The organism is Prauserella cavernicola (assembly GCF_016595675.1).
Lineage (GTDB): Bacteria > Actinomycetota > Actinomycetes > Mycobacteriales > Pseudonocardiaceae > Prauserella_A > Prauserella_A cavernicola.
Genome location: NZ_JAENJH010000009.1, coordinates 135,103 through 161,558 on the forward strand (window position 1 = coordinate 135,103; position 26,456 = coordinate 161,558).

24 protein-coding genes are annotated in these 26,456 nt (G+C 72.5%); 21 read left to right on the top strand and 3 right to left on the bottom strand.

Annotated elements, in window-relative coordinates:
• Positions 1 to 53: 53 nt before the first annotated feature.
• The 9 genes from fmt (at position 54) to JHE00_RS27890 (ending at position 7,589) form a co-directional block, all read left to right on the top strand.
• A complete protein-coding gene (gene fmt, locus JHE00_RS27850) occupies positions 54 to 980 on the top strand; it encodes a methionyl-tRNA formyltransferase (protein WP_200323722.1) in 927 nt (308 codons plus the stop codon).
• On the top strand, positions 977 to 2,398 hold the full coding sequence (locus JHE00_RS27855; RefSeq protein WP_200323724.1) for an RsmB/NOP family class I SAM-dependent RNA methyltransferase: 1,422 nt from the start codon (positions 977 to 979) through the stop codon (positions 2,396 to 2,398). Before fmt ends, JHE00_RS27855 begins: the two co-directional genes overlap by 4 nt.
• Positions 2,395 to 2,913, top strand: coding sequence for an HFCD family protein (locus JHE00_RS27860; RefSeq protein ID WP_200323726.1), 519 nt, complete (start codon positions 2,395 to 2,397; stop codon positions 2,911 to 2,913). Before JHE00_RS27855 ends, JHE00_RS27860 begins: the two co-directional genes overlap by 4 nt.
• Before the next feature lie 80 nt (positions 2,914 to 2,993).
• Positions 2,994 to 3,668 carry a ribulose-phosphate 3-epimerase gene (gene rpe, locus JHE00_RS27865; RefSeq protein ID WP_200324082.1) on the top strand — a complete coding sequence of 225 codons (675 nt, stop codon included), beginning with the start codon at positions 2,994 to 2,996 and terminating at the stop codon, positions 3,666 to 3,668.
• A 31-nt stretch (positions 3,669 to 3,699) separates the two neighbouring features.
• Positions 3,700 to 4,707 carry a bifunctional diaminohydroxyphosphoribosylaminopyrimidine deaminase/5-amino-6-(5-phosphoribosylamino)uracil reductase RibD gene (gene ribD, locus JHE00_RS27870; protein ID WP_200324084.1) on the top strand — a complete coding sequence of 336 codons (1,008 nt, stop codon included), beginning with the start codon at positions 3,700 to 3,702 and terminating at the stop codon, positions 4,705 to 4,707.
• Positions 4,707 to 5,333, top strand: a complete 627-nt coding sequence (locus JHE00_RS27875) for a riboflavin synthase (protein WP_200323728.1) — start codon at positions 4,707 to 4,709, stop codon at positions 5,331 to 5,333. The genes ribD and JHE00_RS27875 overlap by 1 nt, the downstream gene beginning before the upstream one ends.
• A 2-nt stretch (positions 5,334 to 5,335) precedes the next feature.
• On the top strand, positions 5,336 to 6,628 hold the full coding sequence (locus JHE00_RS27880) for a bifunctional 3,4-dihydroxy-2-butanone-4-phosphate synthase/GTP cyclohydrolase II (protein WP_200324086.1): 1,293 nt from the start codon (positions 5,336 to 5,338) through the stop codon (positions 6,626 to 6,628).
• Positions 6,625 to 7,134 carry a 6,7-dimethyl-8-ribityllumazine synthase gene (ribH, locus tag JHE00_RS27885; protein ID WP_200323730.1) on the top strand — a complete coding sequence of 170 codons (510 nt, stop codon included), beginning with the start codon at positions 6,625 to 6,627 and terminating at the stop codon, positions 7,132 to 7,134. Before JHE00_RS27880 ends, ribH begins: the two co-directional genes overlap by 4 nt.
• 59 nt (positions 7,135 to 7,193) lie before the next feature.
• A complete protein-coding gene (locus tag JHE00_RS27890; protein ID WP_200324088.1) occupies positions 7,194 to 7,589 on the top strand; it encodes a PH domain-containing protein in 396 nt (131 codons plus the stop codon).
• A 72-nt stretch (positions 7,590 to 7,661) separates the two neighbouring features.
• Here the strand turns inward: JHE00_RS27890 and JHE00_RS27895 are convergent, their stop codons facing one another.
• The gene (locus JHE00_RS27895) at positions 7,662 to 8,441 is read right to left on the bottom strand and encodes an exodeoxyribonuclease III (RefSeq protein WP_200323732.1); all 780 of its coding nucleotides are present in this window, start codon (positions 8,439 to 8,441) and stop codon (positions 7,662 to 7,664) included.
• Between the two features lie 72 nt (positions 8,442 to 8,513).
• On the opposite strand from JHE00_RS27895, the gene JHE00_RS27900 reads away from it, so the two are divergent.
• Genes JHE00_RS27900 through whiA form a run of 5 tightly spaced genes read left to right on the top strand, consistent with a single transcriptional unit; the run spans position 8,514 to position 14,098 of the window.
• The gene (locus JHE00_RS27900) at positions 8,514 to 9,191 is read left to right on the top strand and encodes an HAD family hydrolase (protein ID WP_200323734.1); all 678 of its coding nucleotides are present in this window, start codon (positions 8,514 to 8,516) and stop codon (positions 9,189 to 9,191) included.
• Positions 9,192 to 9,236: 45 nt separating this feature from the next.
• Entirely contained in the window at positions 9,237 to 11,258 is a 2,022-nt protein-coding gene (uvrC, locus tag JHE00_RS27905) for an excinuclease ABC subunit UvrC (RefSeq protein WP_200323736.1), read from the top strand.
• The gene (rapZ, locus tag JHE00_RS27910) at positions 11,251 to 12,138 is read left to right on the top strand and encodes an RNase adapter RapZ (protein WP_307832147.1); all 888 of its coding nucleotides are present in this window, start codon (positions 11,251 to 11,253) and stop codon (positions 12,136 to 12,138) included. Before uvrC ends, rapZ begins: the two co-directional genes overlap by 8 nt.
• Before the next feature lie 8 nt (positions 12,139 to 12,146).
• Positions 12,147 to 13,112, top strand: coding sequence for a gluconeogenesis factor YvcK family protein (locus tag JHE00_RS27915; RefSeq protein WP_200323738.1), 966 nt, complete (start codon positions 12,147 to 12,149; stop codon positions 13,110 to 13,112).
• Entirely contained in the window at positions 13,112 to 14,098 is a 987-nt protein-coding gene (gene whiA / locus JHE00_RS27920) for a DNA-binding protein WhiA (protein WP_200323741.1), read from the top strand. Before JHE00_RS27915 ends, whiA begins: the two co-directional genes overlap by 1 nt.
• A 39-nt stretch (positions 14,099 to 14,137) precedes the next feature.
• On the opposite strand, the gene JHE00_RS27925 is transcribed toward whiA, so the two are convergent.
• Positions 14,138 to 14,575, bottom strand: a complete 438-nt coding sequence (locus tag JHE00_RS27925; RefSeq protein WP_200323743.1) for a PPOX class F420-dependent oxidoreductase — start codon at positions 14,573 to 14,575, stop codon at positions 14,138 to 14,140.
• 75 nt (positions 14,576 to 14,650) lie between these two features.
• Here JHE00_RS27925 and JHE00_RS27930 point away from each other — a divergent pair, with 75 nt between their 5' ends.
• From JHE00_RS27930 to JHE00_RS27940, 3 genes are read left to right on the top strand one after another with little or no spacing between them, the layout of a single operon-like run.
• Entirely contained in the window at positions 14,651 to 16,135 is a 1,485-nt protein-coding gene (locus JHE00_RS27930; RefSeq protein ID WP_200324092.1) for a hypothetical protein, read from the top strand.
• Entirely contained in the window at positions 16,132 to 16,932 is an 801-nt protein-coding gene (locus JHE00_RS27935; protein ID WP_200323745.1) for a hypothetical protein, read from the top strand. Before JHE00_RS27930 ends, JHE00_RS27935 begins: the two co-directional genes overlap by 4 nt.
• Before the next feature lie 18 nt (positions 16,933 to 16,950).
• A complete protein-coding gene (locus JHE00_RS27940) occupies positions 16,951 to 21,396 on the top strand; it encodes a coiled-coil domain-containing protein (RefSeq protein WP_200323747.1) in 4,446 nt (1,481 codons plus the stop codon).
• An 8-nt stretch (positions 21,397 to 21,404) separates the two neighbouring features.
• Here the strand turns inward: JHE00_RS27940 and JHE00_RS27945 are convergent, their stop codons facing one another.
• Complete coding sequence (locus JHE00_RS27945; protein ID WP_200323749.1) at positions 21,405 to 22,049, bottom strand: LysE family translocator; 645 nt, start codon at positions 22,047 to 22,049, stop codon at positions 21,405 to 21,407.
• Positions 22,050 to 22,096: 47 nt separating this feature from the next.
• Here JHE00_RS27945 and JHE00_RS27950 point away from each other — a divergent pair, with 47 nt between their 5' ends.
• From JHE00_RS27950 to tpiA, 4 genes are all read left to right on the top strand, one after another.
• Positions 22,097 to 23,272 (top strand): winged helix DNA-binding domain-containing protein, encoded by a 1,176-nt coding sequence (locus tag JHE00_RS27950; protein WP_200323751.1) that lies wholly within the window; start codon positions 22,097 to 22,099, stop codon positions 23,270 to 23,272.
• 142 nt (positions 23,273 to 23,414) lie between these two features.
• On the top strand, positions 23,415 to 24,419 hold the full coding sequence (gene gap, locus JHE00_RS27955) for a type I glyceraldehyde-3-phosphate dehydrogenase (RefSeq protein WP_200323761.1): 1,005 nt from the start codon (positions 23,415 to 23,417) through the stop codon (positions 24,417 to 24,419).
• Positions 24,420 to 24,422: 3 nt separating this feature from the next.
• Positions 24,423 to 25,628: a phosphoglycerate kinase gene (locus JHE00_RS27960; protein ID WP_200323763.1), complete on the top strand. Its 1,206-nt coding sequence runs from the start codon at positions 24,423 to 24,425 to the stop codon at positions 25,626 to 25,628.
• Complete coding sequence (gene tpiA / locus JHE00_RS27965; RefSeq protein ID WP_200323765.1) at positions 25,628 to 26,413, top strand: triose-phosphate isomerase; 786 nt, start codon at positions 25,628 to 25,630, stop codon at positions 26,411 to 26,413. The genes JHE00_RS27960 and tpiA overlap by 1 nt, the downstream gene beginning before the upstream one ends.
• The last annotated feature ends 43 nt before the right edge of the window (positions 26,414 to 26,456 follow it).

The window sequence follows — 26,456 nt, forward strand, 5'->3', positions numbered from 1 at the left end:
CGCGGCTTAGACTGACCGGCGATGTTGTGCTCTCCCTCGCTTCCGGAACGCCGATGAGGCTCGTGTTCGCGGGCACGCCCGATCCCGCCGTCCCCTCGCTGCGCGCGCTGCTGGAGTCGCCGCGCCACGAGGTCGTCGCCGTCGTGACCCGCCCCGACGCCCCGGCCGGCCGCGGCCGCAGGCTCGTGCGCTCGCCGGTCGGCGCGCTCGCCGACGAGCACGGCATCGAGGTGCTCACGCCCGCGACGGCGGGCGACCCCGACTTCCTTGCCAGGCTCACCGAGCTCGCGCCCGACGCGTGTCCCGTCGTGGCCTACGGCGCCCTGCTGCCGCAGCGCGCGCTCGACATTCCCCGGCACGGCTGGGTCAACCTGCACTTCTCCCTGCTGCCCGCGTGGCGGGGCGCGGCGCCCGTCCAGGCCGCGATCAGGGCCGGTGACGAGTTCACCGGCGCGTCGACGTTCCGGATCGTCAAGGAGCTCGACGCGGGCCCGGTCTACGGCGTGGTCACCGAGAAGATCGGCGACACCGACACCGCAGGCGAGCTGCTGGGCAGGCTCGCGGAGTCCGGCGCCGCGCTGCTCGGTTCCACGATGGACGGCATCGCCGACGACGCCCTCAGCGCGGTGCCGCAACCGGCCGACGGCGTGACCTACGCGCCGAAGGTGTCCGCCGAGGATGCGAAGGTCGCCTTCACCGACCCGGCAGCGGCGATCGACCGGCACGTGCGCGCGGTGACCCCGGAGCCGGGAGCCTGGGCGTTGTTCCGCGAGGAGCGGTTCAAGCTCGGTCCCGTGACGCCCGTCGAGGCGTCGCGGCTGGCACCGGGCGAGCTGCTCGTCGAGCGCAAGCGCGTGCTCGTGGGCACGGCCACCACGCCGGTGGCGCTGGGCGAGGTGCAGGCACAGGGGAAGAAGCGAATGGCGGCGGCCGACTGGGCGCGCGGCACCAGGATCGAGCACGAGGAGCGCCTCACATGACCTCACCCGGCAGGCGGCCGAACCACGACCGCAATCGCAGGCCGGCCCCGCGCAAGCAGGGCCCCCGCAAACCGCCCGCGCAGGACCCGGCGCGGCGCGCGGCGTTCGACGCGCTGCGCGCGGTCAGCGAGCGCGACGCCTACGTGAACCTGGTGCTGCCCGATCTGTTGCGCGAGCGCCGGATCACCGGCCGCGACGCCGCGCTCGCCACCGAACTCACCTACGGCACCGCGCGGGCGCAGGGACTGCTCGACGAGATCATCGGCGCGTGCATCGACCGTCCGCTGTCCAACGTGGACAAGGCCGTGCTGGACGCGCTGCGCCTCGGCGCCTACCAGTTGCTGCGCACGCGGATTCCTCCGCACGCCGCCGTCGCGTCCACAGTGGACCTGGTGCGCGAGGAGGCGGGCTCGCACGTCGGCGGGTTCGCCAACGCCGTGCTGCGGGGCGTGTCCGAGAAGGACGAGGCCGCGTGGCTGGAGGAGCTCTCTCCTGACCGCGAGAAGGACCCCATCGGCTACCTCGCGATGAACACCGCGCACCCGCGCTGGGTCGCGCGCTCGTTCGCCGAGGCACTGGGCGACAAGGGGCCCGAGCTCGAGGCCGCGCTCGCCGCGGACGACGCCAGGCCCGCGGTGCACCTGCTCGCCAAGCCAGGCGAGATCAGCGCCGACGAGCTCGCCGCCATCACCGGCGGCGACGTCGCGCCCTACTCGCCCTACGGCGTGCACCTGCCGACGGGCACCGGCGACCTCGCCGAGTCCGAGGCCATCCGCGAGCGCCTGGCCGTGGTGCAGGACGAGGGCAGCCAGCTGGTCGCGGTGGCCGCGACCGACGCGCCCGTCGACGGCGAGGACTCGCGCTGGCTCGACCTGTGCGCCGGTCCCGGCGGCAAGGCCGTGCTGCTCGGCTCGCTCGCCGCGACCTCGGGCGCGACGGTGGATGCCGTCGAGGTGACACCGCACCGCGCGAAGCTCGTGCAGCGGGCCACCGACGGTCTTCCCGTCACCGTGCACACCGACGACGGCCGCGAGCCGGACCTCCAGGGCGGCTACGACCGGGTGCTGCTCGACGCGCCGTGCAGCGGGCTCGGCTCGCTGCGCAGGCGCCCCGAGTCGCGCTGGCGCCGCCAGCCCTCCGACGTTCCCGGCCTGACGAAGCTGCAGAGCGAGCTGCTCGCCTCGGCGTTCCGGCTCGTGCGGCCGGGCGGGATCGTGGCCTACGTGGTGTGCACGCCGCACCTGGCCGAGACCGAGGGCGTGTTCGGCGACGGCGTGCGCAGGGCGGGCGCCGAGGTGCTGGACGCGCGGGAGTTCTTCCCCGGCGTCCCGCTGCTCGGCGACGGTCCGTACGTGCAGCTGTGGCCGCACCGGCACGGCACCGACGCCATGTTCTGCGCACTCGCCCGCGCGAAGTGAGCCGCGTACTGGGGCTCGTGGTCAGCTCGTGCGGCGGCGCCGAGACGCGGCTGTGCGCCGAGCTGGCCGGCCCCGCGGCGGAGCGGGGCTGGCGGCTCGCGGTCACGCTCACGCCCACGGCCGGGCGGTGGCTCGCCGCGAGCGGTGAGCTGGACCGTCTGCGCGGGCTCACGGACCTGGAGGTCCGCAGCCGGTCGCGGCTGCCCGGCGAGCCGAGGCCGCACCCCGATCCCGAAGTGTTCCTGTTCGCCCCCGCGTCGGCGGGCTCGGTCGCGAAGCTGGCGCTGGGCCTCGCCGACAACCAGGCGATGACGGTGCTCGGCGACGCGCTCGGCGACCCGGCCGTGACGATCGTCGTCGGCTACCAGGTGCGGGACACGCGCTTCGGCCACCCGGCCTGGCAGGGCCACCTCGACGCGCTGGCCTCCGCGGGGGTGCGCACGCACCGGCTCGACTGGGCGGGTCCGTGGACCGGCGTGCTCGACCTGCTGCCCGGCGGCTCGCCCGCGAGTTGAGTCCGGCCACCACCGGAAGGGTCCGCACCCGTCCGGGGTGCGGGCCGGGCTCTAGACTCGCGCGCGTGGCCCTTCAACCGCTGATCGCACCTAGCATCCTGTCCGCCGACTTCGCCCGCCTCGGCGCGGAGATCGACGCCGTGGCGAAGGCGGGGGACACCCGCGCCGACTGGGTCCACGTGGACGTCATGGACGCCCACTTCGTCCCCAACCTGACGCTGGGGCTTCCCGTGGTGCAGTCGCTGCTGAAGAGCACCGACGTGCCGCTGGACTGCCACCTCATGATCGAGGACCCGGATCGCTGGGCTCCTGGCTACGCCGAGGCCGGCGCCCACAACGTCACCGTGCACGTCGAGGCGGCGCACGACCCCGTGATGCTCGCCAAGAACCTGCGCGCCGCGGGGTCCAAGGCCGGGCTCTCGATCAAGCCGAACACGCCGCTCGAGGACCACCTCGACACGCTCAAGCACTACGACACCCTGCTGGTGATGTCGGTCGAGCCCGGCTTCGGAGGGCAGTCCTTCATCCCCGAGGTGCTCGAGAAGGTCCGCACCGCGCGCAGGCTGGTCGACACCGGGCACCTGCGGGTGCTGGTGGAGATCGACGGCGGCATCAACGCCGACACCATCGAGCAGGCCGCCGAGGCCGGTGTCGACTGCTTCGTGGCCGGGTCCGCCGTGTACGGCGCGCAGGACCCCGGCCAGGCCGTCGCCGCGTTGCGCGCGCAGGCCGCGCGGGCCAGGGCGGCGCACTGAGGTGAGTCCTCCCGCAGGCGAGCGCGACACCATGGCGGTGGCGCTCGCCCAGAGTGAGACCGTGCGCGGCACCACGAGCCCGAACCCGCCCGTCGGCGCCGTGATCCTCGACGCGGACGGCGTCCTGGTCGGCCGCGGTGCCACGCAGCCACCTGGAGGTCCGCACGCCGAGGTCATGGCACTGCGCGAGGCGGGTGAGCGGGCCAGGGGCGGCACGGCGTTCGTGACGCTCGAACCGTGTTCCCACCACGGCCGCACCCCGCCGTGCACGGGCGCGTTGCTCGACGCCGGGATCGCCGCCGTGCGGTTCGCCGTCGCCGACCCGCACCCGCTGGGCGCGGGGGGAGCCGGGGTGCTGCGGGCTGCGGGCGTCGACGTCCGCGAGGGGCTGCTCGCCGACGAGGTCGCGGGCGGTCCGTTGCGGCCGTGGCTGCACTTCGTGCGCACCGGGCGGCCGCACGTCACGTGGAAGTACGCCGTGACCCTCGATGGCAGGGTGGCCGCCGCCGACGGCACGAGCCGCTGGATCTCGGGGCCCGCCTCGCGCGCGGAGGTCCACGCCATCCGGGCCGCGGCCGACGCGATCGTGGCCGGGACGGGCACCGTGCGCGCCGACGACGCGTGGCTCACCGTGCGCGACGCCGACGGACATCTCGCGTCGCGCCAACCACTTCGAGTGGTGGTGGGCACAGGCGGCATACCGGAGAACTCGCGGGTGTTGGACGAGTCGGCGGAGACGCTGCTCGTCCGGACCCATGATCCGGACGAGGTGCTGACGGCGCTCACGGAGCGTGGGGTGGTGGACGTGCTGCTGGAGGGCGGGCCGACGCTCGCGGGCGCGTTCGTGGCGGCGGGCCGGGTCGACCGGATCCTGGCCTACGTCGCGCCCTCGCTGCTCGGCGCGGGTCCGGCGGCGCTGGGGCCGTCGGGAGTGTCGACCATCACCGAAGCACACCGTTGGCGGGTCGAAGGGGTCACCATGAGCGGAGACGACGTGCGGATCGCCGCTGTTCCGCTCACCGGCGAGGGAGGCAGCTAGTGTTCACCGGCATTGTCGAGGAGCTCGGCGAGATCGCGCGCGTCGAGCAGTTACCCAACACGGCGCGTCTCACGGTGCGCGGTCCGCTGGTCACCAGTGACGCGCGGCACGGGGACTCGATCGCGGTGAACGGCGTCTGCCTGACCGTCGTGGAGGTCTCCGGCGACGAGTTCACCGTGGACGTGGTGCACGAGACTCTGCGCCGGTCGAGCCTGGACAAGGCCGAGCAGGGCCGTCCGGTGAACCTCGAGCGCGCGATGGCCGCGAACGGCCGCTTCGGCGGGCACGTCATGCAGGGCCACGTCGACGGCACCGCGGTGTTCCTCTCCCGCGACCCGGACGGGCTCACCCACTTCGCGTTCTCCCAGGACCTCGGCCGCTACGTGGTCGAGAAGGGCTCGATCGCGGTCGACGGGATCTCACTGACGGTCGCGTCGGTGTCCGCGGAGGAGTTCTCCATCGCGCTCATCCCCACGACGCTGGAGCTCACCACACTCGGCCGCACCGAGCCGGGCGACGTGGTGAACATCGAGGTCGACGTCCTCGCCAAGTACGTCGAGAAGCTGGCTGCCGTCCACCTCCCCGGCGCAGGGGTGGACAATGGCAAGGGCAAGGAGGACGCGTGACCATGACACATGCCGGTCCGTCGCTGGACATCGAGACCATCGAGCGGGCGATCCAGGACATCGCCGATGGCCGACCCGTCGTCGTGGTGGACGACGAGGACCGCGAGAACGAGGGCGACCTGATCTTCGCGGCCGAGAAGGCCACGCCCGAACTGCTGGCCTTCATGGTCCGCTACACCTCGGGCTACGTGTGCGTCCCGCTCACCGAGTCCGACTGCGACCGGCTCGACCTGCCGCCGATGTACCACACGAACCAGGACATGCGCGGCACCGCGTACACGGTCACCGTCGACGCCTCCGAGGGCATCAGCACCGGCATCTCCGCCGCCGACCGTGCCCACACCATCCGCCTGCTCGCCGACGCGACGTCGCAGCCCGGCGACTTCCGCAGGCCGGGCCACGTGGTGCCGCTGCGCGCCAAAGAGGGCGGCGTCCTGCGCAGGCCGGGGCACACCGAGGCCGCCGTCGACCTGGCCAGGCTGGCCGGGCTCGCGCCGGCAGGCGTGCTCTGCGAGATCGTGTCGCAGAAGAACGAGGGCGACATGGCCCGGCGCGACGAGCTCGAGGTCTTCGCCGCCGACCACGACCTGCGGCTGATCACGATCGCCGACCTGATCGCCTACCGCAGGCGCAAGGAGAAGCAGGTCGAGCGCGTCGCCGAGGCCCGCATCCCCCTCGCGGCCGGCACGTTCCGCGCCATCGGCTACGACAGCCTGCTCGACGGCATCGAGCACGTCGCGTTCGTCTACGGCGAGGTCGGCGACGGCGAGGACATCCTCGTGCGCGTGCACTCCGAGTGCCTCACCGGCGACGTGTTCGGGTCGCTGCGCTGCGACTGCGGCCCGCAGCTGCAGGCGGCGCTGGAGACCGTCGCCAAGGAGGGCCGCGGCGTGGTCCTCTACATCCGGGGCCACGAAGGCAGGGGCATCGGCCTGCTGCACAAGCTGCAGGCCTACCAGCTGCAGGACGCCGGGGCCGACACCGTCGACGCCAACCTCGCGCTCGGCGTGCCCGCCGACGCCCGCGACTACGGCACCGGCGCGCAGATCCTGGGCGACCTCGGCGTGGTGTCCATGCGCCTGCTCACCAACAACCCGGCCAAACGGGTCGGCCTCGAGGGCTACGGCCTGCGCGTCACCGGCCGCGTGCCGCTGCCGGTCTCGCCCAACCCGGAGAACCTGCGGTACCTGCGCACCAAGCGCGACCGCATGGGCCACGACCTGTCGCAGCTCGAACACTTCGACGAGGTCGGCGCCGAGGTCGGCGACGTCCGCAACGGTGGTGGCAAGGCGTGAGCGGAGAGGGCAGGCCCGACGACTCCGGCCTCGAACTGGCCGAGTGCGAGAACCTGCGGCTCGCCATCGTCGCGACGCGCTGGCACGCCGAGATCACCGACAGCCTGCTCGCCAACGCGCTCACGGCGGCCGGTGAGGTCAAGCTCGCCGACGAGCCCACCGTGGTGCGGGTCTCCGGCGCCGTGGAGCTGCCGGTGGTGGCACAGGAACTGGCCCGAGGCCACGACGCGGTCGTGGCGCTCGGCGTCGTGATCAAGGGCGGCACTCCGCACTTCGAGTACGTGTGCGACGCCGTGACCGCCGGGCTGACCAGGGTCGCGCTCGACGAGAGCACCCCGGTCGGCAACGGCGTACTGACGTGCAACACCGAGGAACAGGCGCTGGATCGGGCCGGGCTGCCCGGGTCGGCCGAGGACAAGGGCCGCGAGGCCACCGTCGCGGCACTGACGACCGCGAACGTCCTGCGCGGTCTGCGCCAGCCGTGGACGGAACGAGGCTTTGTGTGAGTAGTGCTGTGGTGACCGAACAGGCGACCGTGGTGATCCGGCCGAGACGGGCCGCGTGGATGGCGAGCGCGCTCGCGCTGCTGCTGGTGACGGTGTTCACCGTGGTCGCCGTGTTGCTGCGCAACTCAGAGACGGGCGTGATCTTCCAGGTCAGCGACCAGGTCGCGATGATCGGCGTCGGGGTGCTGCTCGGTGGCGCGTCGTTGTTGTTCGCGATGCCGAAGGTGAAGGCGGACGCCGAGGGCATCGACGTGCGCAACGTGCTCGTCAGCCGCCGCTTCGCCTGGAGCGAGGTGTTGTCGGTGAGCTTCCCCGACGGCGCGTCGTTCGCGCGGCTGGAGCTGCCCGAGGACGAGTACCACTCCGTGCTGGCCGTGCAGTCGGTCGACCGCGCCCGCGCCGTGGAAGCGGTGCGCGCACTGCGCCGCCTGCACAAGGCCGCCCGCGGCGAGTAGCCACGCATGTCGTGAAGGGCACCTTAACTGCGTTGAACGCAGTAAAGGTGCCCTTCACCGCAGTCAGGGGTGCTACAGGGAGAGGTCGACTACCACCGGGGCGTGGTCGCTGGCGCCCTTGCCCTTGCGCTCGTCGCGGTCCACGTAGGCGTCGGTGACCGCGCCCGCGAACGCCGCGTCGGCGTAGACCAGGTCGATGCGCATGCCGTTGTTCTTCGGGAACGCGAGCTGGCGGTAGTCCCAGTAGGTGAAGGGCCGGTCGTACTTCAGCGCCCTCGGCAGCACGTCGGTGAGGCCGGTGTCACGCAGCATCGCCAGCGCCTTGCGCTCGGGCTCGGTGACGTGGGTCGACTCGGTGAACAGCGAGATGTCCCAGACGTCGTCGTCGGTGGGTGCGATGTTGAAGTCGCCCAGGACCGCGAACGGGCGTTCGGCCGCGCGCTCGGCGAGCACCGTCGTCTGCAGAGCCTCCAGCCAGCGCAGCTTGTAGGCGTAGTGCGCGTGGTCCGGTTCGCGGCCGTTGGGCACGTACACCGACCACACGCGGACGCCGCCGCAGGTCGCGCCGATCGCCCTCGGCTCGGCGACGTCCTCGTAGCCGGGCTGGTCGACGAGGCCGCGGGTGACGTCGGTGAGCCCGACCTTCGACAGCACGGCGACACCGTTCCACCGGCCGGTGCCGTGGCTGGCCACCTCGTAGCCGAGCTCGGTGATCTCGGCGGTGGGGAAGGCCTCGTCGGTGCACTTGAGCTCCTGCACGCACAGCACGTCGGGCTGCGCGGAGGACAGCCAGGCGAGCAGCCGGGGCAGGCGAGCGGTGACCGAGTTGACGTTCCACGTGGCGATCCGCATCCGGCCACTTTCGCACACATGTTCTCCGTATAACGACCTATACGGCGCGGCTCTGGTCCGTACCCTGGGGTCATGACGCGCGCGAGGGCGGCGAGGCCCGACGTGGTCCTGTTCGACGTGTTCGAGACGCTCGTGCGGCTCGAGCCGCTGCGGCAGCGCTTCACCGACGCGGGCAGACCGGGCCACGAGCTGGAGCTGTTCTTCGCCCGCACACTGCGCGACGGCATGGCCTACACCCTCGCCGGTGACGCGCCGTCGTTCCGGGACGTCGCGGCGGCCCAGCTGGACCTCACCACCGGGCACACGCTCAGCAAGGCGTGGCGCGACCACATCCTCGACTCCTTCGCCGACCTGCCGTTGCAGCCCGACGCCGAGCCCGCGCTCGACCTGCTCGCCGCCGCGGATGTGCCCGCGTACGGCTTCACGCACGGCTCCTCGGCGATCCTCGAGACCATCGCCGACTGCTACGGAATCCGGCACAAGCTCAGGAAGGTGCTCTCCGCCGAGGCGATCCGGTCGTTCAAGCCGCCCGCGAAGGTCTACGAGTGGGCCTGCGAGCAGACCGGCACCGAGCGGAGCCGGACCGCGCTCGTCGCCGTGCACTCCTGGGACACCCACGGCGCCGTCCGCGCCGGACTGCTCGCCGGGTTCGCGACGCGGCTCGAAGGCGGGCTGCCCGCCGTGGCCGAGCGCCCGCACGTGGTGGCCGAGCGGGTCGACCAGGTCGTCGCCGCGCTGCTGGAGCTCTGAGCGGGGCCTCGGAGGGATGTCGGAGGTCCGCCATAGGCTGGTGGAGTGGCTGACCCCTCGACCTACCGACCAGCGCCCGGCAGCATCCCGGAGGCGCCCGGCGTCTACAAGTTCCGCGACGCCACCAGGCGGGTCATCTACGTCGGCAAGGCCAAGAGCCTGCGCAGCAGGCTGAACTCCTACTTCGCCGACCTCGCCGGACTGCACCCCAGGACCAGGCAGATGGTCACCACCGCCGCGAGCGTCGAGTGGACCGTCGTGTCCACCGAGGTCGAGGCGCTGCAGCTCGAGTACAACTGGATCAAGGAGTTCGACCCCCGGTTCAACGTCCGCTACCGCGACGACAAGTCCTATCCGGTGCTCGCGGTGACGTTGCACGAGGAGTTCCCGCGCCTGCACGTCTACCGCGGCCCGCGCAAGAAGGGCGTGCGCTACTTCGGGCCCTACGCCCACGCGTGGGCGATCCGCGAGACGCTCGACCTGCTGCTGCGTGTGTTCCCCGCCAGGACGTGCTCGAACGGTGTGTTCCGCAGGCACGGCCAGATCGGCAGGCCCTGTCTGCTCGGCTACATCGACAAGTGCTCGGCGCCGTGCGTCGGCAGGGTCACCGCCGAGGAGCACCGCGACATCGTCGGCGACTTCTGCGACTTCCTCGCCGGCCGCACCGACACGATGGTGCGCAGACTGGAGAAGGACATGGCGCAGGCGGCCGAGTCGCTGGAGTTCGAGCGCGCCGCCCGTATGCGCGACGACCTCGGCGCGCTGCGCAGGGCGATGGAGAAGCAGGCCGTGGTGTTCGGCGACGGCACCGACGCCGACGTGATCGCCTTCGCCCACGACGACCTGGAAGCCGCCGTGCAGGTCTTCCACGTGCGCGGCGGCCGGGTGCGCGGCCAGCGCGGCTGGGTGATCGACAAGGTCGAGGAGATGGACGTTCCCGCGCTCGTGGAACAGTTCCTCAGCCAGTTCTACGCGGAGCAGGCCGAGCTCGCGAAGGAGACGCCGGAGGGGGAGGGCGGCGTGGTGGTGCCGCGCGAGGTGCTCGTGCCCGAGCTGCCCGCGGACGCCGACGCGCTCGCCGAGTGGCTGAGCGAGCTGCGTGGCGCGCGGGTGCAGCTGCGGGTGCCGCAGCGCGGAGACAAGCGCGCGCTCGCCGAGACCGTGGCCCGCAACGCGCACGAGGCCTTCGCCCAGCACAAGCTGCGCAGGGCGGGCGACCTCACGGCCCGCTCCGCCGCGCTGGCCGAGCTGCAGGAGAACCTGGGGCTCGACACGGCGCCGCTGCGCATCGAGTGCGTCGACATCAGCCACATCGCGGGCAGCGACGTCGTCGCCTCGCTGGTCGTGTTCGAGGACGGCGTGCCGCGCAAGTCGGAGTACCGCCGCTTCGCGCTGCGCGAGGCGGCCACCGAGGGCGACGTCGCCGCCATCGCGGAGGTCGTGCGGCGCCGCTTCTCCCGCTATCTCAAGGAGACCGGGACCGGCCCTGCGGACGACACGGCGGAACCGGACCAGCCGGACCAGGACGACCAGCCAGAGCAGCAGGAGACCACGCCGGGCATCGACCCGGAGACGGGCAGGCCGCGCAAGTTCGCCTACCCGCCGAACCTGCTGGTCGTGGACGGTGCGGGCCCGCAGGCGACGGCCGCCGCCGACGTCCTCGCCGACCTCGGGGTCACCGACGTGGCGGTGGTCGGCCTCGCCAAACGGCTCGAGGAGGTGTGGCTGCCCGCCGATCCGGACCCGGTCATCCTGCCGAGAACGTCCGATGCGCTGTACCTTCTGCAGCGGGTACGCGACGAGGCGCACCGCTTCGCCATCCGGTACCACCGCCAGAAACGGTCCAAACGCGTGCAGTCCTCGGCGCTCGACGGGGTGCCGGGGCTCGGGCAGGCGCGCAAGGCCGCGCTGATCAAGCACTTCGGCTCCGTCAAGAAGCTGAGGCAGGCGAACGTGGACGACATCGCCGAGGTACCCGGGTTCGGCAGGCGCACGGCCGAGGTCGTGCACTCCGCGCTCGCCGAGGGGGCAACAGTGAAGAACGAGGGGAGTCACGGACGTGACTGAGGAAGACGCCAGGACCTCCGGTATCGAGGTCGCCGTGGTCAGCGGGCTGTCCGGCGCCGGCCGGAGCACCGCGGCCAAGTGCCTCGAGGACCTCGGCTGGTTCGTGGTGGACAACCTGCCACCGGAACTGATCTCCACCATGGTCGAGCTCGGCGCGCAGGCGCGGGGCGCGATCACCAAGGTGGCGGTGGTGATGGACGTGCGCTCGCGGGCGTTCACCGACGACCTGGCCTCGGTGATCAAGGACCTCGACGCGCGGGGCTACAAGCCGAGAGTGCTCTTCCTCGAGGCCACCGACGCCGTGCTGATCCGCCGGTTCGAGCAGGTGCGGCGCGGCCACCCGATGCAGGCCGACGGCAGGCTCATCGACGGCATCACCGCCGAGCGCGCGCTGCTCGCGCCGCTGCGCGAGGAGGCCGACCTGCTGCTGGACACCTCCGCGCTGTCGGTGCACGACCTGCGCTCCAAGATCGAGGACGCGTTCGGCACCGAGGCCAGCAGCCAGACACGGGTCACCGTGCTCTCGTTCGGCTACAAGTACGGTCTGCCGATGGACTCGGACCTCGTGATGGACGTGCGCTTCCTGCCGAACCCGTTCTGGATCCCGGAACTGCGCGACCACAGCGGACTCGACGGCGACGTGCGCAACTACGTTCTCACGCAGGAGGGCGCCGAGGAGTTCCTCGACCGCTACCACGAGCTGCTCGGGCTGATCGGCGCCGGCTACAAGCGTGAGGGCAAGCGCTACCTGACGCTCGCCGTCGGCTGCACGGGCGGAAAGCACCGCAGCGTCGCCATTTCCGAGGAACTCGCCGCTCGTCTGTCCAAAGAGGATGGCATGGCTGTGAAGGTGGTGCACCGGGACCTGGGCAGGGAGTGAACTCCGGGATGCGGGCCGTCGCGCTCGGCGGGGGGCACGGGCTGCACGCGACGCTGACCGCGTTGCGCCGCATCACCCCGGATGTCACCGCCGTGGTCACCGTCGCCGACGACGGAGGGTCGTCGGGCAGGCTGCGCCGTGAGCTCGGTCTGTTGCCGCCCGGCGATCTGCGTCAGGCGCTGGCCGCGCTGGCGGAGGCCGAGGACGGCGGCGCGCTGTGGGCCGAGGTGTTCCAGCACCGCTTCGGCGGCACCGGAGCGCTCGCCGGCCACGCGGTGGGAAACCTGTTGCTGGCAGGGCTTTTCGAGGTGTTCGGCGACCCGGTGGCCGGGCTCGACGAGGCGGGCAGGCTGCTCGGGCTCTCGGGTCGCGTGCTGCCCATGTCGGCTGATCCGCTGGACATCGAGGCGGAGGTCACCGGGCTCGAACCTGGCGACGAGGTGAGCCGCATCCGCGGTCAGGTCGCCGTCGCCAGCACACCCGGCCAGGTCCACCGCATCAGGGTGCACGCCGCGGGCCTGCCGGGGACGCCGCCCGCGGCGTGCCCCGATGCGGTGGAGGCGGTGCTCGGGGCAGACGCCGTGTTCCTGGGCCCCGGTTCGTGGTTCACGAGCGTGCTGCCGCACCTGCTCGTGCCCGAGCTGCACGACGCTCTGGTCCGGACCTCGGCCACCAAGATCGTCATTCTCAACCTCGTTCCGCAGCCGGGAGAGACGGCTGGCTTCTCACCCGAACGGCACCTGGACGTACTCTTCGACCACGCTCCCCGGCTGCGGGTGGACGCGGTGGTCGCCGATCGCGACTCCGTGCCGACGCCGGCGCGACTGCATCGCGCCGCGGCCGCGCTGGGAGGGCGTGCGCATCTGGCGTCGATCGCCGCCCCAGGCGTGGTGGGGCGCCACGACCCGGATGCCCTGGCCGGCTGTGTGCGAGAGGCTCTCGGTCTGACCGAGCGCGAGAGGGAGGGGCAGTAATGGCCATGACGGCTGCCGTCAAGGACGAACTGAGCAGGCTGGAGATCACGAAGACCTCTCCTCGACGCTCCGAGGTGGCGTCGATGCTGCGGTTCGCGGGCGGGCTGCACATCGTCGCGGGGCGCGTGGTCGTCGAGGCCGAGCTGGACACCGGCTCGGTGGCGCGACGGCTGCGCAGGGAGATCTACGACCTGTACGGCCACCAGGCCGACATCCACATGATCACCTCGGGCGGGCTGCGCAAGGGGACGCGCTACGTCGTGCGGGTGGTCAAGGACGGCGAGGGCCTCGCCAGGCAGACCGGGCTCATCGACCAGCGCGGCCGCCCGGTGCGCGGGCTGCCCGCCGCCGTGGTGTCCGGTGGGATCGCCGACTCCGAGGCCGCGTGGCGCGGGGCGTTCCTCGCGCACGGCTCGCTGACCGAGCCCGGTCGCTCGTCGTCGCTCGAGGTGACCTGCCCTGGCCCCGAGGCCGCGCTCGCGCTCGTCGGCGCCGCCCGCAGGCTCGGCATCCAGGCGAAGTCGCGTGAGGTGCGCGGCGCCGACCGCGTGGTGGTGCGCGACGGCGACGCGATCGGCGCGCTGCTCACCCGCCTCGGTGCGCACGAGAGCGTGCTGGCGTGGGAGGAGCGCCGGATGCGCCGTGAGGTCAGGGCCACCGCCAACCGGCTCGCGAACTTCGACGACGCGAACCTGCGCCGCTCCGCCCGCGCCGCCGTGGCCGCGGCGGCCAGGGTCGAACGGGCCATGGACGTGCTCGGCGACGCCGCACCCGACCACCTGCTGGCCGCGGGCAAGTTGCGGCTGTCCAACCGGCAGGCGTCGCTGGAGGAGCTCGGTCAGCTCTCGGATCCGCCGATGACGAAGGACGCCGTGGCGGGCCGGATCCGGCGGCTGCTGGCGATGGCCGACAAGCGGGCGAGCGAACTGGGGATTCCCGACACCGAGTCGGCCGTGACGCCCGACATGCTCGAAGAAGAGGCCTGAACCGGGGAGGGGCCGCCCACGCGGGCGGCCCCTACCGGCTCAGTCGGCCATGTTCGCGATGGCGATCACCTTGGTGATCGTCGCGCGGACCAGGAGCTCGCCCTCGACGGCGTTGCGCTTGCCGAAGGCCTCGGCCTGATCCTCACCCATGTACCTGCCGCCGATCCGCGTCGACCACGGCAGCATCTGTTCGAGGTCCTCCGAGATCCGCGCCTGCGCGGTGAACTGCACGAACGAGTACGGCGGACGCTGGTCGTCGACGGTCACCGAGATCCGGCCGTCGCGGCGCAGCGCCTTGCCCTTCACCGTGTCCGCTCCGGTGTTGAAGATCAGCTCGTCGCCGCCGGGGCCCTCGCCGAGCACGAACCAGATCGGTGTCACGTGCGGGGAGCCGTCGGCCCGCACCACACCGAGCTTGCCGGTGAGCGTTCCGGTGCCCGCGAACTCCCGCCACTCGTCTCTCGTCATCTCACGCATGAGGGGCAAGCTACCTCCCTCGCAGGCGGGCCTCGCACGCCTCGCATACTCTTTTCCGCTGTGCGTGATGACGAGATGGCCGGAACGGGGGACCCCGACGAGGGGCTGGCCCGCAGGCTCAAGGCGCTCGCGTGCACCGCGCCGCTACACGACCTCGACGCCCGCAAGTCGAAGCTGGACTGGGCCGACGCCACGATCTACCAGATGGCCGAGATCGGGCTGCACACGATCGACCAGGTCACCATCGCCATGGACTTCGACACCGGCGCCGATCACCAGCAGGTGGTCAACCGCCTGCTGCCGTTCATCGCGGCGCAGGCGCCGGGCCGGGCCATCACCGAGCACACCCGCGTCGCGCGCTGGGTGCTCGACAACCTGATCAACGTCGGCACCACCGACCGCGGCTTCCGGCGCGTCTACGGCTCCGTCGACGCCGACGGCCGGTACCGGCGGCGCGCGTTCGACTTCAAGCTCCTCGTCGAGCTGGCCGCACCGGACGGCGAGGTGTACCTGCGCGCCACCGATGAGGCGATCAACGTGCTCGTCGGCGCGCTCGACACCGATGTGGAGTCGGCGCAGATCGCCGCCGAGGTCAAGCTCGAGAACCTGATCAGCAGGGGCAGGCTGGCCGACGCGAAGCTCGCCGCCGAGCAGGCGCGCTACCGCACGGTGCAGTACGGGGAGACGTTGCGCGCCAAGCTCGACGCGACCCGGCGCGACGTGCGCTCGGTCGACTGGGAGCGCGAGGTGCCCGAGCTGCTCGACGCCGCGCTGTCGCACATCGAGTCCCGGTTCCGGTCCGAGACGGCGATCCTGAAGAACATCACGGCCGCGCGCGACGAGGCCGAGGACCCGAGCCGCAAGCGCAGGGCGGCGGAGCTGGTCGACATCGTCGGCGACTGCATCCGCAGGCACACGCAACTCCAGTCGCGGTTGCAGGCCGCGGGCGCGGTGTTCCGCGCCGAGCAGGACCGCCAGCAGTTCTCCGGGCCGCCGCAGCGCGCCGCGATCGACGTGTTCGGCCAGCTGCTGACGCCCACGCTGGAGCTGCCGCTCGCCGACGCCGTGGCGCCGACGCAGGCGTACTTCCACGCCGCCACCGGCATCGCGGTGCCGACCGTGCCGTCGCTGCCGTCGCTGGTGTCGTTGCTGCTGCGGCCCGCGCCGGAGCGCGAGCAGCTGGTGGGCGAGGTGCCCGAACCCGAGCTGCTGCCCGCCGAGGTGACCGACAGCTACAGCGACGAGCAGTGGCGCTACGCCGACACGCTGCTGGATCTGCCCGAGGTGCCGCGCAGGCTCTCGGGGCTGATCGCCGAGGCGCGGGAGACCGACGCGGGCGTGGCGCGGCTGGTGGCGCTGCGCGCGCTGTACGCCTACGGTCCCGAGGTCGGCGCCGCGATCAGGCAGGGGGAGCGGCGGGTGCTGCTCGCACTGGACGACGGCACGCCGCTGGAGGATCCCGAGTTCGGTGGTGCGGACCTGTTGCTCATGTCCGCCGGCGTCAACAACTCCGATGGCACCGACGGCACTGACGACACAGGAAGCGAGGAGGTGGCGTGAGCACGGGGCATTCCTCGGCGGACGCGGAGGCGGCCGCACGGCTGGTGTCGTTCGGCATGCGGCCGAAGCTGCTGCCCGGCCGCGACGTCGTGTACGGCGAGCTGGTGCGGCGCTACGGCGAGGACAGTTCGTTCAAGCAGCTCACGCACGCGGTGGCCGCGGGCCTCGGCCTGATGGTGCTGGAGGTCAGCGCCCAGGCCGGTGCGGTGCTGGCCGCCACCGACGAGTCGATCTTCGAGATCAAGATGGACAGCTACGCGCGGCATAGCAAGATCCGCGAGCGGCGCGACACCGAGAAGGTGCTGCACGGGCTGATCCACCTCGCCACGGCCGCGCTCGGCTACCCGCGGCCCGACGACCTCGCCAACGACACCTACATCGGCCGGGTCAGCGTCGAGCAGGTGGACGGCGTGGTCCGCGAGGCGTGCAGGCTGCTCGACGAGCGCGCGGCCGCGGCCGACGGCAACAACGACCCGCTCGCCGACGCGCCGGAGCTGGAGCAGGCGTGGCGGGCGTACGCGCGCAGGCCCGCGGCCGCGGCGACCAAGGACGGCAGGCTCTCGTCGGACACCACGCGGGGGATGGTGGCCAGGGCGCTACGGTTCCTGTCCGAGCAGGGTTTTCTGGTGCAGGTCAGTGGCGAGCAGGGCGGCACCTACCGCACGACGCCGCGCTACCAGGTGCAGGTGCGCGAGCTCGCCGCCGACGCGGCCTTCGACGAGCTGCTGACGCTGGGGGTCGTGTCGGTGCCCGGTGGCAACGGCAGCCTGCGGGCCGCCAATTCGGACACGCTGTAGCGCTGTAGGGGGAGAGGCATGTACGAGCTGTCACGGGTGCGGCTGCACTCCGTGGGGCCCAGCGGCGCCCGCTACCAGGACGTGGTGCTGGACTTCAGCGGCGTCGGCGACGTGATCACCGCGCCGAAGCAGGACGCGCTGTTCGGCGCCGGGATCCACTCGGCCGAGCAGGGACTGCCACGCAGGCCCTCGCCCGCGAGCGTGCTGTTCCTGGAGAACGGCGGCGGCAAGTCCGTGCTGATCAAGCTGATCTTCTCGGTGATGCTGCCCGGCAGGCGGCAGGTGGTCGGAACCACCAACACGCGCGTGCTGGAGAAGTTCGTGGGCGCCAAGGACGTCGCGCACGTGGTGCTGGAGTGGCAGCACACCGAGACCGGCGAGCGCGTGATCACGGGCAAGGCGTCCGAGTGGCGCGGGCACGTCGCCTCGTCGGATCCGGCCAACCTCATCGACTCCTGGTACTGCTTCCGGCCCAGCACATCGGTCGGGCTCGACTCACTGCCGCTGACGTCGGAGGGCAGGCTGCTCACGATGTCGGGCTTCCACGACCGGCTCGGCGAGCTGCACTCCGACGTCCCTGAGCTGGAGCTGTTCTGGACCCGCAGGCACCACGAGTGGACCGAGCGGCTCGACCTCATCGGCCTCGACACCGAGCTGTTCCGGTACCAGCGCGCGATGAACGCGGGCGAGGGCGAGGCGGCCGACGCGTTCGCGTTCAACACCGACGAGGCGTTCGTCGAGTTCCTGTTGCGTGCCGTGATCACCGAGGACGAGCCGAAGGACCTCGCCGAGGTGGTGGCCACCTACGCGAGCAACCTGGCGCAGCGCGGCGACCTGATGTCCGAACGGGACTTCGTCGCCGGAGCGCTGGACCTGCTGACGCCGCTGACCGACGAGGAGCGCCTCGCCGCCGCGTCGCGCAAGCTCGCGGGCACGGCGCGCGCGGACCTGCAGACGCTGGCCGGGCGCATCGCGGCGCGCGACCGGATCGAGAACGAGCGCCTGGCCGGGCTGGAGGCGCACGTCGAGGAGGTCGGCGACGCCGAGAAGCTCGCCGAGGGCGATCACCGCAGGCTCGCCGCCGTGGTGACCGAGCTGCGGCGCACGGTCGCCGGGCTGCTGCTGGAGGAGGCGCAGGCCGACAAGGAGCGCCTCGACGCGGAGCTGGGCGAGGCCAAGACGGTGGCCGAGGCGTGGCGCGAGACCAGCACGGTGCTCACCCATCTCAACGCCACGCGCCGGGCGCGCGACATTCGCGAGCTGGTCGGCACGCGCGAGCAGAAGGCGCAGCCCGCGCTGGAGGCCAAGAACGCCGCGGCCGTGGCGCTCGCGCGCGGATTGCTCGGCCTGGCGCGCGAGGCCCACGAGCAGGCCGACGAGGCCGAGAGCGCCGCCGAGCAGGCCAGGGCCGAGGCCGAGCAGGCCCAGCGTGAGCGCGACGAGGCCACCGGTACCGCCGCCAACCGCAGGGCCGAGGCCGACGGGCTGGGCGGCCGGATCGAGGAGGTTCGCGCCGAGATCTCGCGGGCGAGCAAGGACGGCCTGCTGAGCTCCGGTGCCGACGTCGCCGAGGCGGCCAGGCTCGCCAGTGCCGCCGCCGAGACCGCGACCGACGAGCTGGCCAGGCGGGAGACCGAGCTGGAGCGGGTCGCCGAGGAGTTCGGCGCCGCGCAGACCGCCGTCAACGAGGCGCACCGCGCGTCCGGTTCGGCCCGCGACCGCGCCGAGCGCGCGGCCGACGAGCTGGAGCGGGCGCACCGGCGCACCGACGCGCTGGCCGCAGAGGCCCGCCTCGGTGAACTGCTGGGCACCGGCGACGTGGCGCTGGAGACCGACACGCCCGCGCTGCTGGACCGGCTGCGGGAGGCCCGCGCGACGGCCGAGAGCGAGCAGACCGCGCTGCGCATCGAGGAGTCGCTCGACGAGCGAGCGCTGGGCGCGCTCGGCTCGGGTGGGCTGCTGCCGCCGCCGCAGGAGGTCCAGGCCGCGCTCGACGCGCTGGAGGCCGCCGGGATCACGGCCTGGTCCGGCTGGCGCTACCTGTCCAAACTGGACTCCGCGAAGCGGGCCGAGGCCCTGCGCCGCGCGCCGCAGCTCGTCGCGGGCGTGCTCCTCAACGAGGCGGGACACCTGCCGAGGGCACAGGAGGTGCTCGCCGAGCAGCGCCTGCTGCCGAGCGCGGCGATCCCCGTCGGTGTCACGGCGTCGCTGGCCGACGCGGGGCTGGACACCGCGCCCGGCGTGGAGTTCCTGGTGCCGCCCAACCCCGCGATGTACGACGAGGAGGCCGCCGACAGCGAGCGCGAGGCCATCGCGCGCAGACAGTCGCAGCGGCACCGGCGGCTCACGGAGCTGGAGGAGTCGATCGGCGCGGACGCGGCGCTCTCGTGGAAGCTCACCACCTGGCGCGAGGACTACCCGCCGGGCAGCATCGCCGTGTTCGCCGAACAGGCGCAGAGCGCCGTCACCGCGCGCGAGGCCGCGGAGGCCGCCGTCACCGAGGCGGACGCGACGCTGGCGCGGCTGACGTCCACCCGCGACACCGCGCGCGAGCGGGTGCCCGCGCTGCGCGCCACCCTGCGCGAGGTCGAGGAGAAGGCCCGCAGGCTCGAGGACCTGGCGAGCCGGGCCGCCCGCATTCCACAGTGGACCGAGGAACGGGACTACGCGGGGGAGGTCGCGGACCGGGCCGAGGCGCGGGCGGCCGATGCGGGAACCAAGGCGGCGCGGCTGCGCGAGCGCGCGGCCGAGCACCAGCGCACCGCCGACGGGCACCGCAGGACCGCGAGCACAGCCAGGGCCGAGCTGGCCGAGGTGCCCGGCGGCGGCTCGGTGTCCGAAGAGGACACCGCGCCCGCGGAGCCGGTGGACGCGCTGCGGCGCACGTTCGCGTCCGCGGCCGAGGCCTACGCCAAGGTGGAGGTCGGCAGCGACCTGCGCGCCGAGCTCGAGCAGGCCGAGAGCGCCGAGTCCGCCGCCCGCGCCGCGCTGGAGAACCTGCCCGAGGCCGTGCGCGCGATGGCGGGTGAGCTGCTGGAGACCCCGGACGGCTCCGACGCCTCCGCGCGAGCGGCCGCGCAGGCGAGGGCCGCGCGCACCGTGTCGGCGCTGGAGGACGAGCGCGCCGAGGTGATCGGCGTGTTCGCCACCCGCAGGGCCGAGCTGGACCAGCTGCCCAAACAGCAGGGGCCGCTCGACTCGTTCGAGAAGCCGCGCGACATCGAGCACGGCAGGGAGCTCATCGACGCCGCGGCCGCCGAGGTCTCCGCTGCCGCCCGCACGTGGGAGGAGCTCAAGGAGCAGCGGGGCGCGGCGCAGGCGTCGCTGGACTCGGCCCGCCAGTCGGCGTCGGGCTTCGGTCTGCTCGCCGAGTCGCTCGCGCCGTACGCGCCTCCGGGCGAGGCCGACCAGGTCTACGACGCCGACGTGGAGACCGCGCGGTCGCGCCACGGCGAGCTGAGCTCCACGCTCGCGCGGGCGCAGGAGACCGTCGACGAGGCCGAGAAGCGTGTGCGCGCGGCCTCGGACACGCTTGCCCAGTACGCGACCGAGAAACGCTTCGAGAAGCTCACGACGCCCGTGCGCCAGCAGGTGATCTCGGTGCGCCGCGACAGCCTCCCGCAGTACGCCCAGGAGTGGGCGGAGGCGCTGCGGCCCCGGTTGCGCACGCTGACCGACGACCTCGCCCAGATCGACCGGCACCGCTCGGGGATCGTCACGCGGTTGCAGAGCATGGCCGAGGGCGCACTGCGCACCCTGCGCTCGGCGCAGCGCGTGTCGCGGCTGCCCGACGGACTCGGCGACTGGTCGGGCCAGGAGTTCCTGCGCATCCGGTTCACCGAGCTCGAGGGCAGCGAACTGGCCGAGAAGCTCGGCGAGGTCGTCGACGAGGCCGCGGCGGGCAAGACCAGCGACGGCCGCGACGTCAAGCGCGACGGGATGTCGCTGCTGCTGCGCGGTGTGCAGGCCGCGGCGCCCAAGGGATTCCGCGTGGACATGCTCAAGCCGGACTCGGTGCTGCGGACCGAACGGCAGCGGGTGTCGGAGATCCGCGACGTCTTCTCCGGCGGCCAGCAGCTGACCGCGGCGATCATCCTGTACTGCACGCTCGCGGCGTTGCGGGCCAACAACCGGGGCAAGATGCGCAACCCGCACTCCGGGGTGCTCTTCCTCGACAACCCGATCGGCCGCGCCTCGGCCGGATACCTGCTGGAGCTGCAGCGGGCCGTGGCCAGGGCGCTGGGTGTGCAGCTGATCTACACGACGGGCCTGTTCGACGCCGGGGCGCTCAGCGAGTTCCCGCTCATCGTCCGCCTGCGCAACGATGCCGACCTCAGGGCGGGTCGCAAGTACCTGTCCGTGGAGGCGACGCTGCGCCAGGAGCTGGACGAGCTGGCAGACCCGGACGGGGTGGCGCGCCTGTCGGCCACGCGGCTCTACGCCAAGCCCGCCGCCACCGGCTAGTACCCGCGCTAGTCCTTGCGGCCGGTGAAGGCCAGTGTCGCGCCGAGGCCGATCATCGTCAGGCCGCCAGTGCCGCCGACGAGTTCGAGCCTGCGCGGGGAGCGAGCGAACCAGTCGCGCGCCGTGCCCGCGACGAACGCCCACGCGCTGTCCGACAGCAGCGCGATCACCGGCAGCACGATGCCGAGCACCAGGATCTGCAGGGGCACCGATCCCGAGCCGTGGTTGACGAACTGGGGCAGCACGGCGGCGAGGAACACGATGGACTTCGGGTTGGCGAAGCCCACCACGAACCCGTCGCGCAACACCCGCAGCGTGTGCCCGCGCGTGGCGGCGACGCCCGCGCGGAACACGTCCGCGAGCGTGCGCCGGTGCCGCCACGCCTGCACGCCGAGGTAGACGAGATAGGCGGCGCCCGCGAGCTTGACGATCGTGAACGCGATCGCCGAGCTCTCCACGAGCGTGCCGAGGCCGAACGCCACGGCCACCACCTGCGCGTAGACGCCCACGGCGTTGCCGAGCACGGTGAGCAGCGCGTCGCGGCGCCCGACCGTGAGGGCGCGGCTGATCGTGAACAGCACACTCGGCCCCGGAACGACGACCATGAGGAACGTCAGCGCGGCGAACGCGGCCAGCTGGCTCGTGGTGACCATGCGAGAAGGCTACGGCCGATGTCGGTGCGCGGTGGTACGAATTTCCGGTGGCACGAACGATGAGCGTCGCGCAGCGGCGGGCCAGGCTGGGCATCCGGCACCGCCTCGCGTACGAGGCCAGGGCGGAAACGCCGGAGGAGGTCGCCGAGAGCCTGCTCGCGCTGCACGCGACCGATCCGGCGAGCGTGTACCTCGCGGCGGCGGCGAGGACGACGGAGCCGAGTGTGTCCGGGCTCGAGAGTGCGCTCTACGAACGGCGCACGCTGGTGCGGATGCTGGGCATGCGGCGCACGATGTTCGTCGTGCCCACCGACGTCGCCCCGCTGGTGCAGGACGGCTGCGCGGCCGACATCGAGCGCAAGCAGCGGCGCCTGCTGCTGCAGCACCTGGAGCAGACGGGAATCGACGGCCTCGACGCGTGGCTGCGCGACGTCGAGGACGGCACGCTGCGCGCGTTGCGGGCCAGGGGATCGGCACACGCGCAGCAGCTCGCAGCCGACGAGCCGAGGCTGCGCACCGAGATCGTCATGGCGGCGGGCAAGCCGTACGAGGCGCGCGGCTACATCACCAACCGCGTGCTGTTCCTGCTCGCGGTGAGCGGGCGGATCGTGCGCGGCCGGCCACGCGGCACGTGGCTGTCGCAGCAGTACGAGTGGGCGCCGGCGGGGGACTGGCTGCCCGGTGGCCTCGCCGGGCCCGGCCCCGAGGCGGCGCGGGTGGAGCTCGCGCGCCGCTGGCTCGCCGCGTACGGGCCAGGGCAGGTCAGCGACCTCGTGTGGTGGACGGGCTGGACGGCGGGTCAGGCCAGGAAGGCGCTGGCCGCGCTCGACACCGAGACCGTGGACCTCGACGGCATCCCGGGTGTCCTGCTCGCCGACGACGCCGAGGACGTGCCCGAGCCGGAGCCGTGGGTCGCGCTGCTGCCCGCGCTCGACCCCACCGCGATGGGCTGGGCCGAACGCGGCTGGTTCGTCGGCGAGCACCGCGCGGCGCTGTTCGACCGCACCGGCAACATCGGCCCCACGGTGTGGAGCGACGGCCGCGTCGTCGGCGGCTGGGCTCAGCGTCCCGACGGCGAGGTCGTGGTGCGGCTGCTGGCGGATCCGGGCGCCGGGGCGAGTGCCGCGATCGACGCCGAGGCGGCCCGGCTGACGGCCTGGCTCGGCCCCGTGAGGGTGGTCCCGCGCTTCCGCACTCCGGTCGAGAAAGAGCTCTCATCTTGATCGATTCCCTGAATGCGTCGAGGTGGGGGACGTCTCGCGCGGGGGATTCGGGTACGCCCTGGCCAGCACGCTAGGGTGGCGGGTGAACCCGAAGATGTGTAGCCCGGTTCCGGCCGGGTCGAACCTTGAGGAGAGAAGAGCAGTGACGGTTCGCGTAGGCGTCAACGGCTTCGGCCGCATCGGCCGCAACTTCTTCCGCGCGGTGCAGGCCAGCGGCCACGACATCGAGGTCGTCGCGTTCAACGACCTGGGTGACGTCGCCACGATGGCCCACCTGCTCAAGTACGACAGCATCCTCGGCCGGTACCCCGAGGAGGTCAGCGTCTCCGACGAGGGCATCGTCGTCGGCGGCAAGACCATCAAGGCGCTCGCCGAGCGGGACCCGGCCAACCTGCCCTGGGGCGACCTCGGCGTGGACGTCGTCGTGGAGTCCACCGGGTTCTTCACCAACGCCGACGCGGCCAAGGCCCACATCGCCGGTGGCGCGAAGAAGGTCATCATCTCGGCGCCCGCCAAGGGCGAGGACCTCACCGTCGTGCTGGGCGTCAACGACCAGGCCTACGACGGCTCGCAGACGATCATCTCCAACGCGTCCTGCACCACCAACTGCCTCGGTCCGCTGGCCAAGGTGCTGCACGAGAGCTTCGGCATCGAGCAGGGCCTGATGACCACGATCCACGCGTACACGCAGGACCAGAACCTGCAGGACGCCCCGCACAAGGACATGCGCCGCGCCCGCGCCGCCGCCCTGAACATCGTGCCGACCTCCACCGGCGCCGCCAAGGCGATCGGCCTGGTCCTGCCGGAGCTCAACGGCAAGCTCGACGGCTACGCGCTGCGCGTCCCGGTGCCGACCGGCTCCACCACCGACCTCACCGTCACGCTCTCGAAGGCCGCCACGCTCGACGAGATCAACGCCGCCTACAAGGCCGCGGCCGAGGGCCCGCTGCAGGGCGTCCTGCGCTACAGCGACGAGCCGATCGTCTCCTCTGACATCGTCACCGACCCGGCGTCGTGCATCTACGACGCGCCGCTGACCAAGGTCATCGGCAACCAGGTCAAGGTCGTCGGCTGGTACGACAACGAGTGGGGCTACTCCAACCGCCTCGCGGACCTGGTGAAGCTCGTCGGCTCCAAGCTGTCCTGACCGATGGCCCTCACGTCACTCGACGACCTGCTGGGCGAGGGTGTCTCCGGGCGGTACGTGCTGGTCCGGTCGGACCTGAACGTGCCGCTCGACGGCGCCACCATCACCGACGACGGCCGCGTGCGCGCGGCCCTGCCGACCATCAAGCGCCTGGCCGACGCCGGCGCGAAGGTGGTCGTCACCGCGCACCTGGGCAGGCCCAAGGGCGCGCCCGACGAGAAGTACTCGCTGCGTCCCGTCGCCGCGCGGCTCGGTGAGCTGCTCGGCGCGGACGTGGCGCTGGCCGGTGACGTCGTCGGTGAGCAGGCCGCGGCCGTCACCGGCGCGCTCGCCGACGGCCAGGTCGCGCTGCTGGAGAACGTGCGCTTCGACGCGCGCGAGACGAGCAAGGACGAGAGCGAGCGGGCCGCGCTGGCCCGCGAGCTCGCCGGGCTCGTGCCCGGCGCCGCGTTCGTCTCCGACGGCTTCGGAGTCGTGCACCGCAAGCAGGCGTCGGTCTACGACATCGCCCGCGTACTGCCCGCCTACGCGGGCGGGCTCGTGCTGGCCGAGGTCGAGGTGCTGGCGAAGCTGACCACCGAGCCGCGGCGGCCCTACGCCGTCGTGCTCGGCGGTTCCAAGGTCTCCGACAAACTCGCCGTCATCGAGGCGCTGCTGCCGAAGGTCGACCGGCTGCTGGTGGGCGGGGGCATGTGCTTCACGTTCCTCGCCGCCCAGGGCCACGGCGTCGGCAGCTCACTGCTCGAGAGCGACATGGTCGACACCTGCAAGCGGCTGCTCGCCGAGGCGGGCGACAAGCTGCTGCTGCCGGTGGACGTCGTGGCGGCGGACAAGTTCGCCGCCGACGCGAACACCCGCACGGTGGCCGCCACCGAGATCGAGGACGGCTGGATGGGCCTCGACATCGGCCCGGAGACGGCCCGGATCTTCGGCGCGGCCCTCGCCGACGCGCAGACGGTCTTCTGGAACGGCCCGATGGGCGTGTTCGAGCTGGCGCCGTTCGCGGAGGGCACGCGCGGTGTCGCGCAGGCCATCGCCGACTCGGCGGCGTTCAGCGTCGTCGGCGGTGGCGACTCGGCCGCCGCGGTGCGCCTGCTCGGCCTGCCCGAGGACGGTTTCTCGCACATTTCCACCGGCGGCGGCGCGTCGCTGGAGTACCTCGAAGGCAAGGAACTGCCCGGCGTGGCGGTCCTGAGCGAAGGAGCCTGATGGCGCGCAAACCGCTGATCGCCGGCAACTGGAAGATGAACCTCAACCACCTCGAGGCCATCGCACTGGTGCAGAAGATCGCCTTCTCGCTGCCGGAGAAGTACTACGCCAAGGTCGACGTCACGGTGCTGCCGCCGTTCACCGACATCCGCAGCGTGCAGACGCTGGTCGACGGCGACAAGCTCCTGCTCACCTACGGCGCGCAGGACGTGGCGCCGCAGGACTCGGGCGCCTTCACCGGAGACGTGTCGGGGCCGATGCTCGCCAAGCTCGGCTGCACCTACGTCGCCGTCGGTCACTCCGAGCGCCGTGACTACCACGCCGAGACCGACGAGGTCGTGAACAAGAAGGTCCGCGCGGCCCTCAAGCACGGCGTCTCGCCGATCCTGTGCGTGGGTGAGCAGCTGGACGTGCGCGAGGCAGGCGAGCACATCGCGCACACCACCGCTCAGCTTCTCGCCGGGCTCAAGGGCCTCAAGGCCGAGCAGGTGAGCAACACCGTGATCGCCTACGAGCCGGTGTGGGCGATCGGCACCGGCAGGGTCGCGACCCCGGCCGACGCCGAGGAGGTGTGCGCGGCGCTGCGCTCCGCGCTCACCGAGAAGTACGGCGCCGAGGTCGCGGAGCAGGTTCGCGTGCTGTACGGCGGCTCGGTGAAATCGGGCAACATCGCCGAGCTGATCAAGTGCGAGAATGTCGACGGCGCGCTCGTGGGCGGCGCCAGCCTCGACGGCGAGGAGTTCACAAAACTCTGCGCTCTCGCCGCCGGAGGCCCTCTACCCTGATCTCAGCGGGTACCCGCTACCCTGGGTACCCCCGCCACCCGCA

Bases quoted from the DNA above. Each gene is read 5' to 3' on its own strand.
- JHE00_RS27880 (WP_200324086.1), top strand. From the start codon at position 5,336: ATGACACATGCCGGTCCGTCGCTGGACATCGAGACCATCGAGCGGGCG.
- JHE00_RS27960 (WP_200323763.1), top strand. From the start codon at position 24,423: ATGGCCCTCACGTCACTCGACGACCTGCTGGGCGAGGGTGTCTCCGGG.
- JHE00_RS27945 (WP_200323749.1), bottom strand. From the start codon at position 22,049: ATGGTCACCACGAGCCAGCTGGCCGCGTTCGCCGCGCTGACGTTCCTC.
- JHE00_RS27915 (WP_200323738.1), top strand. From the start codon at position 12,147: ATGCGGGCCGTCGCGCTCGGCGGGGGGCACGGGCTGCACGCGACGCTG.
- JHE00_RS27890 (WP_200324088.1), top strand. From the start codon at position 7,194: ATGGCGAGCGCGCTCGCGCTGCTGCTGGTGACGGTGTTCACCGTGGTC.
- JHE00_RS27895 (WP_200323732.1), bottom strand. From the start codon at position 8,441: ATGCGGATCGCCACGTGGAACGTCAACTCGGTCACCGCTCGCCTGCCC.
- JHE00_RS27940 (WP_200323747.1), top strand. From the start codon at position 16,951: ATGTACGAGCTGTCACGGGTGCGGCTGCACTCCGTGGGGCCCAGCGGC.
- JHE00_RS27900 (WP_200323734.1), top strand. From the start codon at position 8,514: ATGACGCGCGCGAGGGCGGCGAGGCCCGACGTGGTCCTGTTCGACGTG.
- fmt (WP_200323722.1), top strand. From the start codon at position 54: ATGAGGCTCGTGTTCGCGGGCACGCCCGATCCCGCCGTCCCCTCGCTG.
- JHE00_RS27855 (WP_200323724.1), top strand. From the start codon at position 977: ATGACCTCACCCGGCAGGCGGCCGAACCACGACCGCAATCGCAGGCCG.
- tpiA (WP_200323765.1), top strand. From the start codon at position 25,628: ATGGCGCGCAAACCGCTGATCGCCGGCAACTGGAAGATGAACCTCAAC.
- whiA (WP_200323741.1), top strand. From the start codon at position 13,112: ATGGCCATGACGGCTGCCGTCAAGGACGAACTGAGCAGGCTGGAGATC.
- ribD (WP_200324084.1), top strand. From the start codon at position 3,700: ATGGCGGTGGCGCTCGCCCAGAGTGAGACCGTGCGCGGCACCACGAGC.
- JHE00_RS27925 (WP_200323743.1), bottom strand. From the start codon at position 14,575: ATGCGTGAGATGACGAGAGACGAGTGGCGGGAGTTCGCGGGCACCGGA.
- JHE00_RS27930 (WP_200324092.1), top strand. From the start codon at position 14,651: ATGGCCGGAACGGGGGACCCCGACGAGGGGCTGGCCCGCAGGCTCAAG.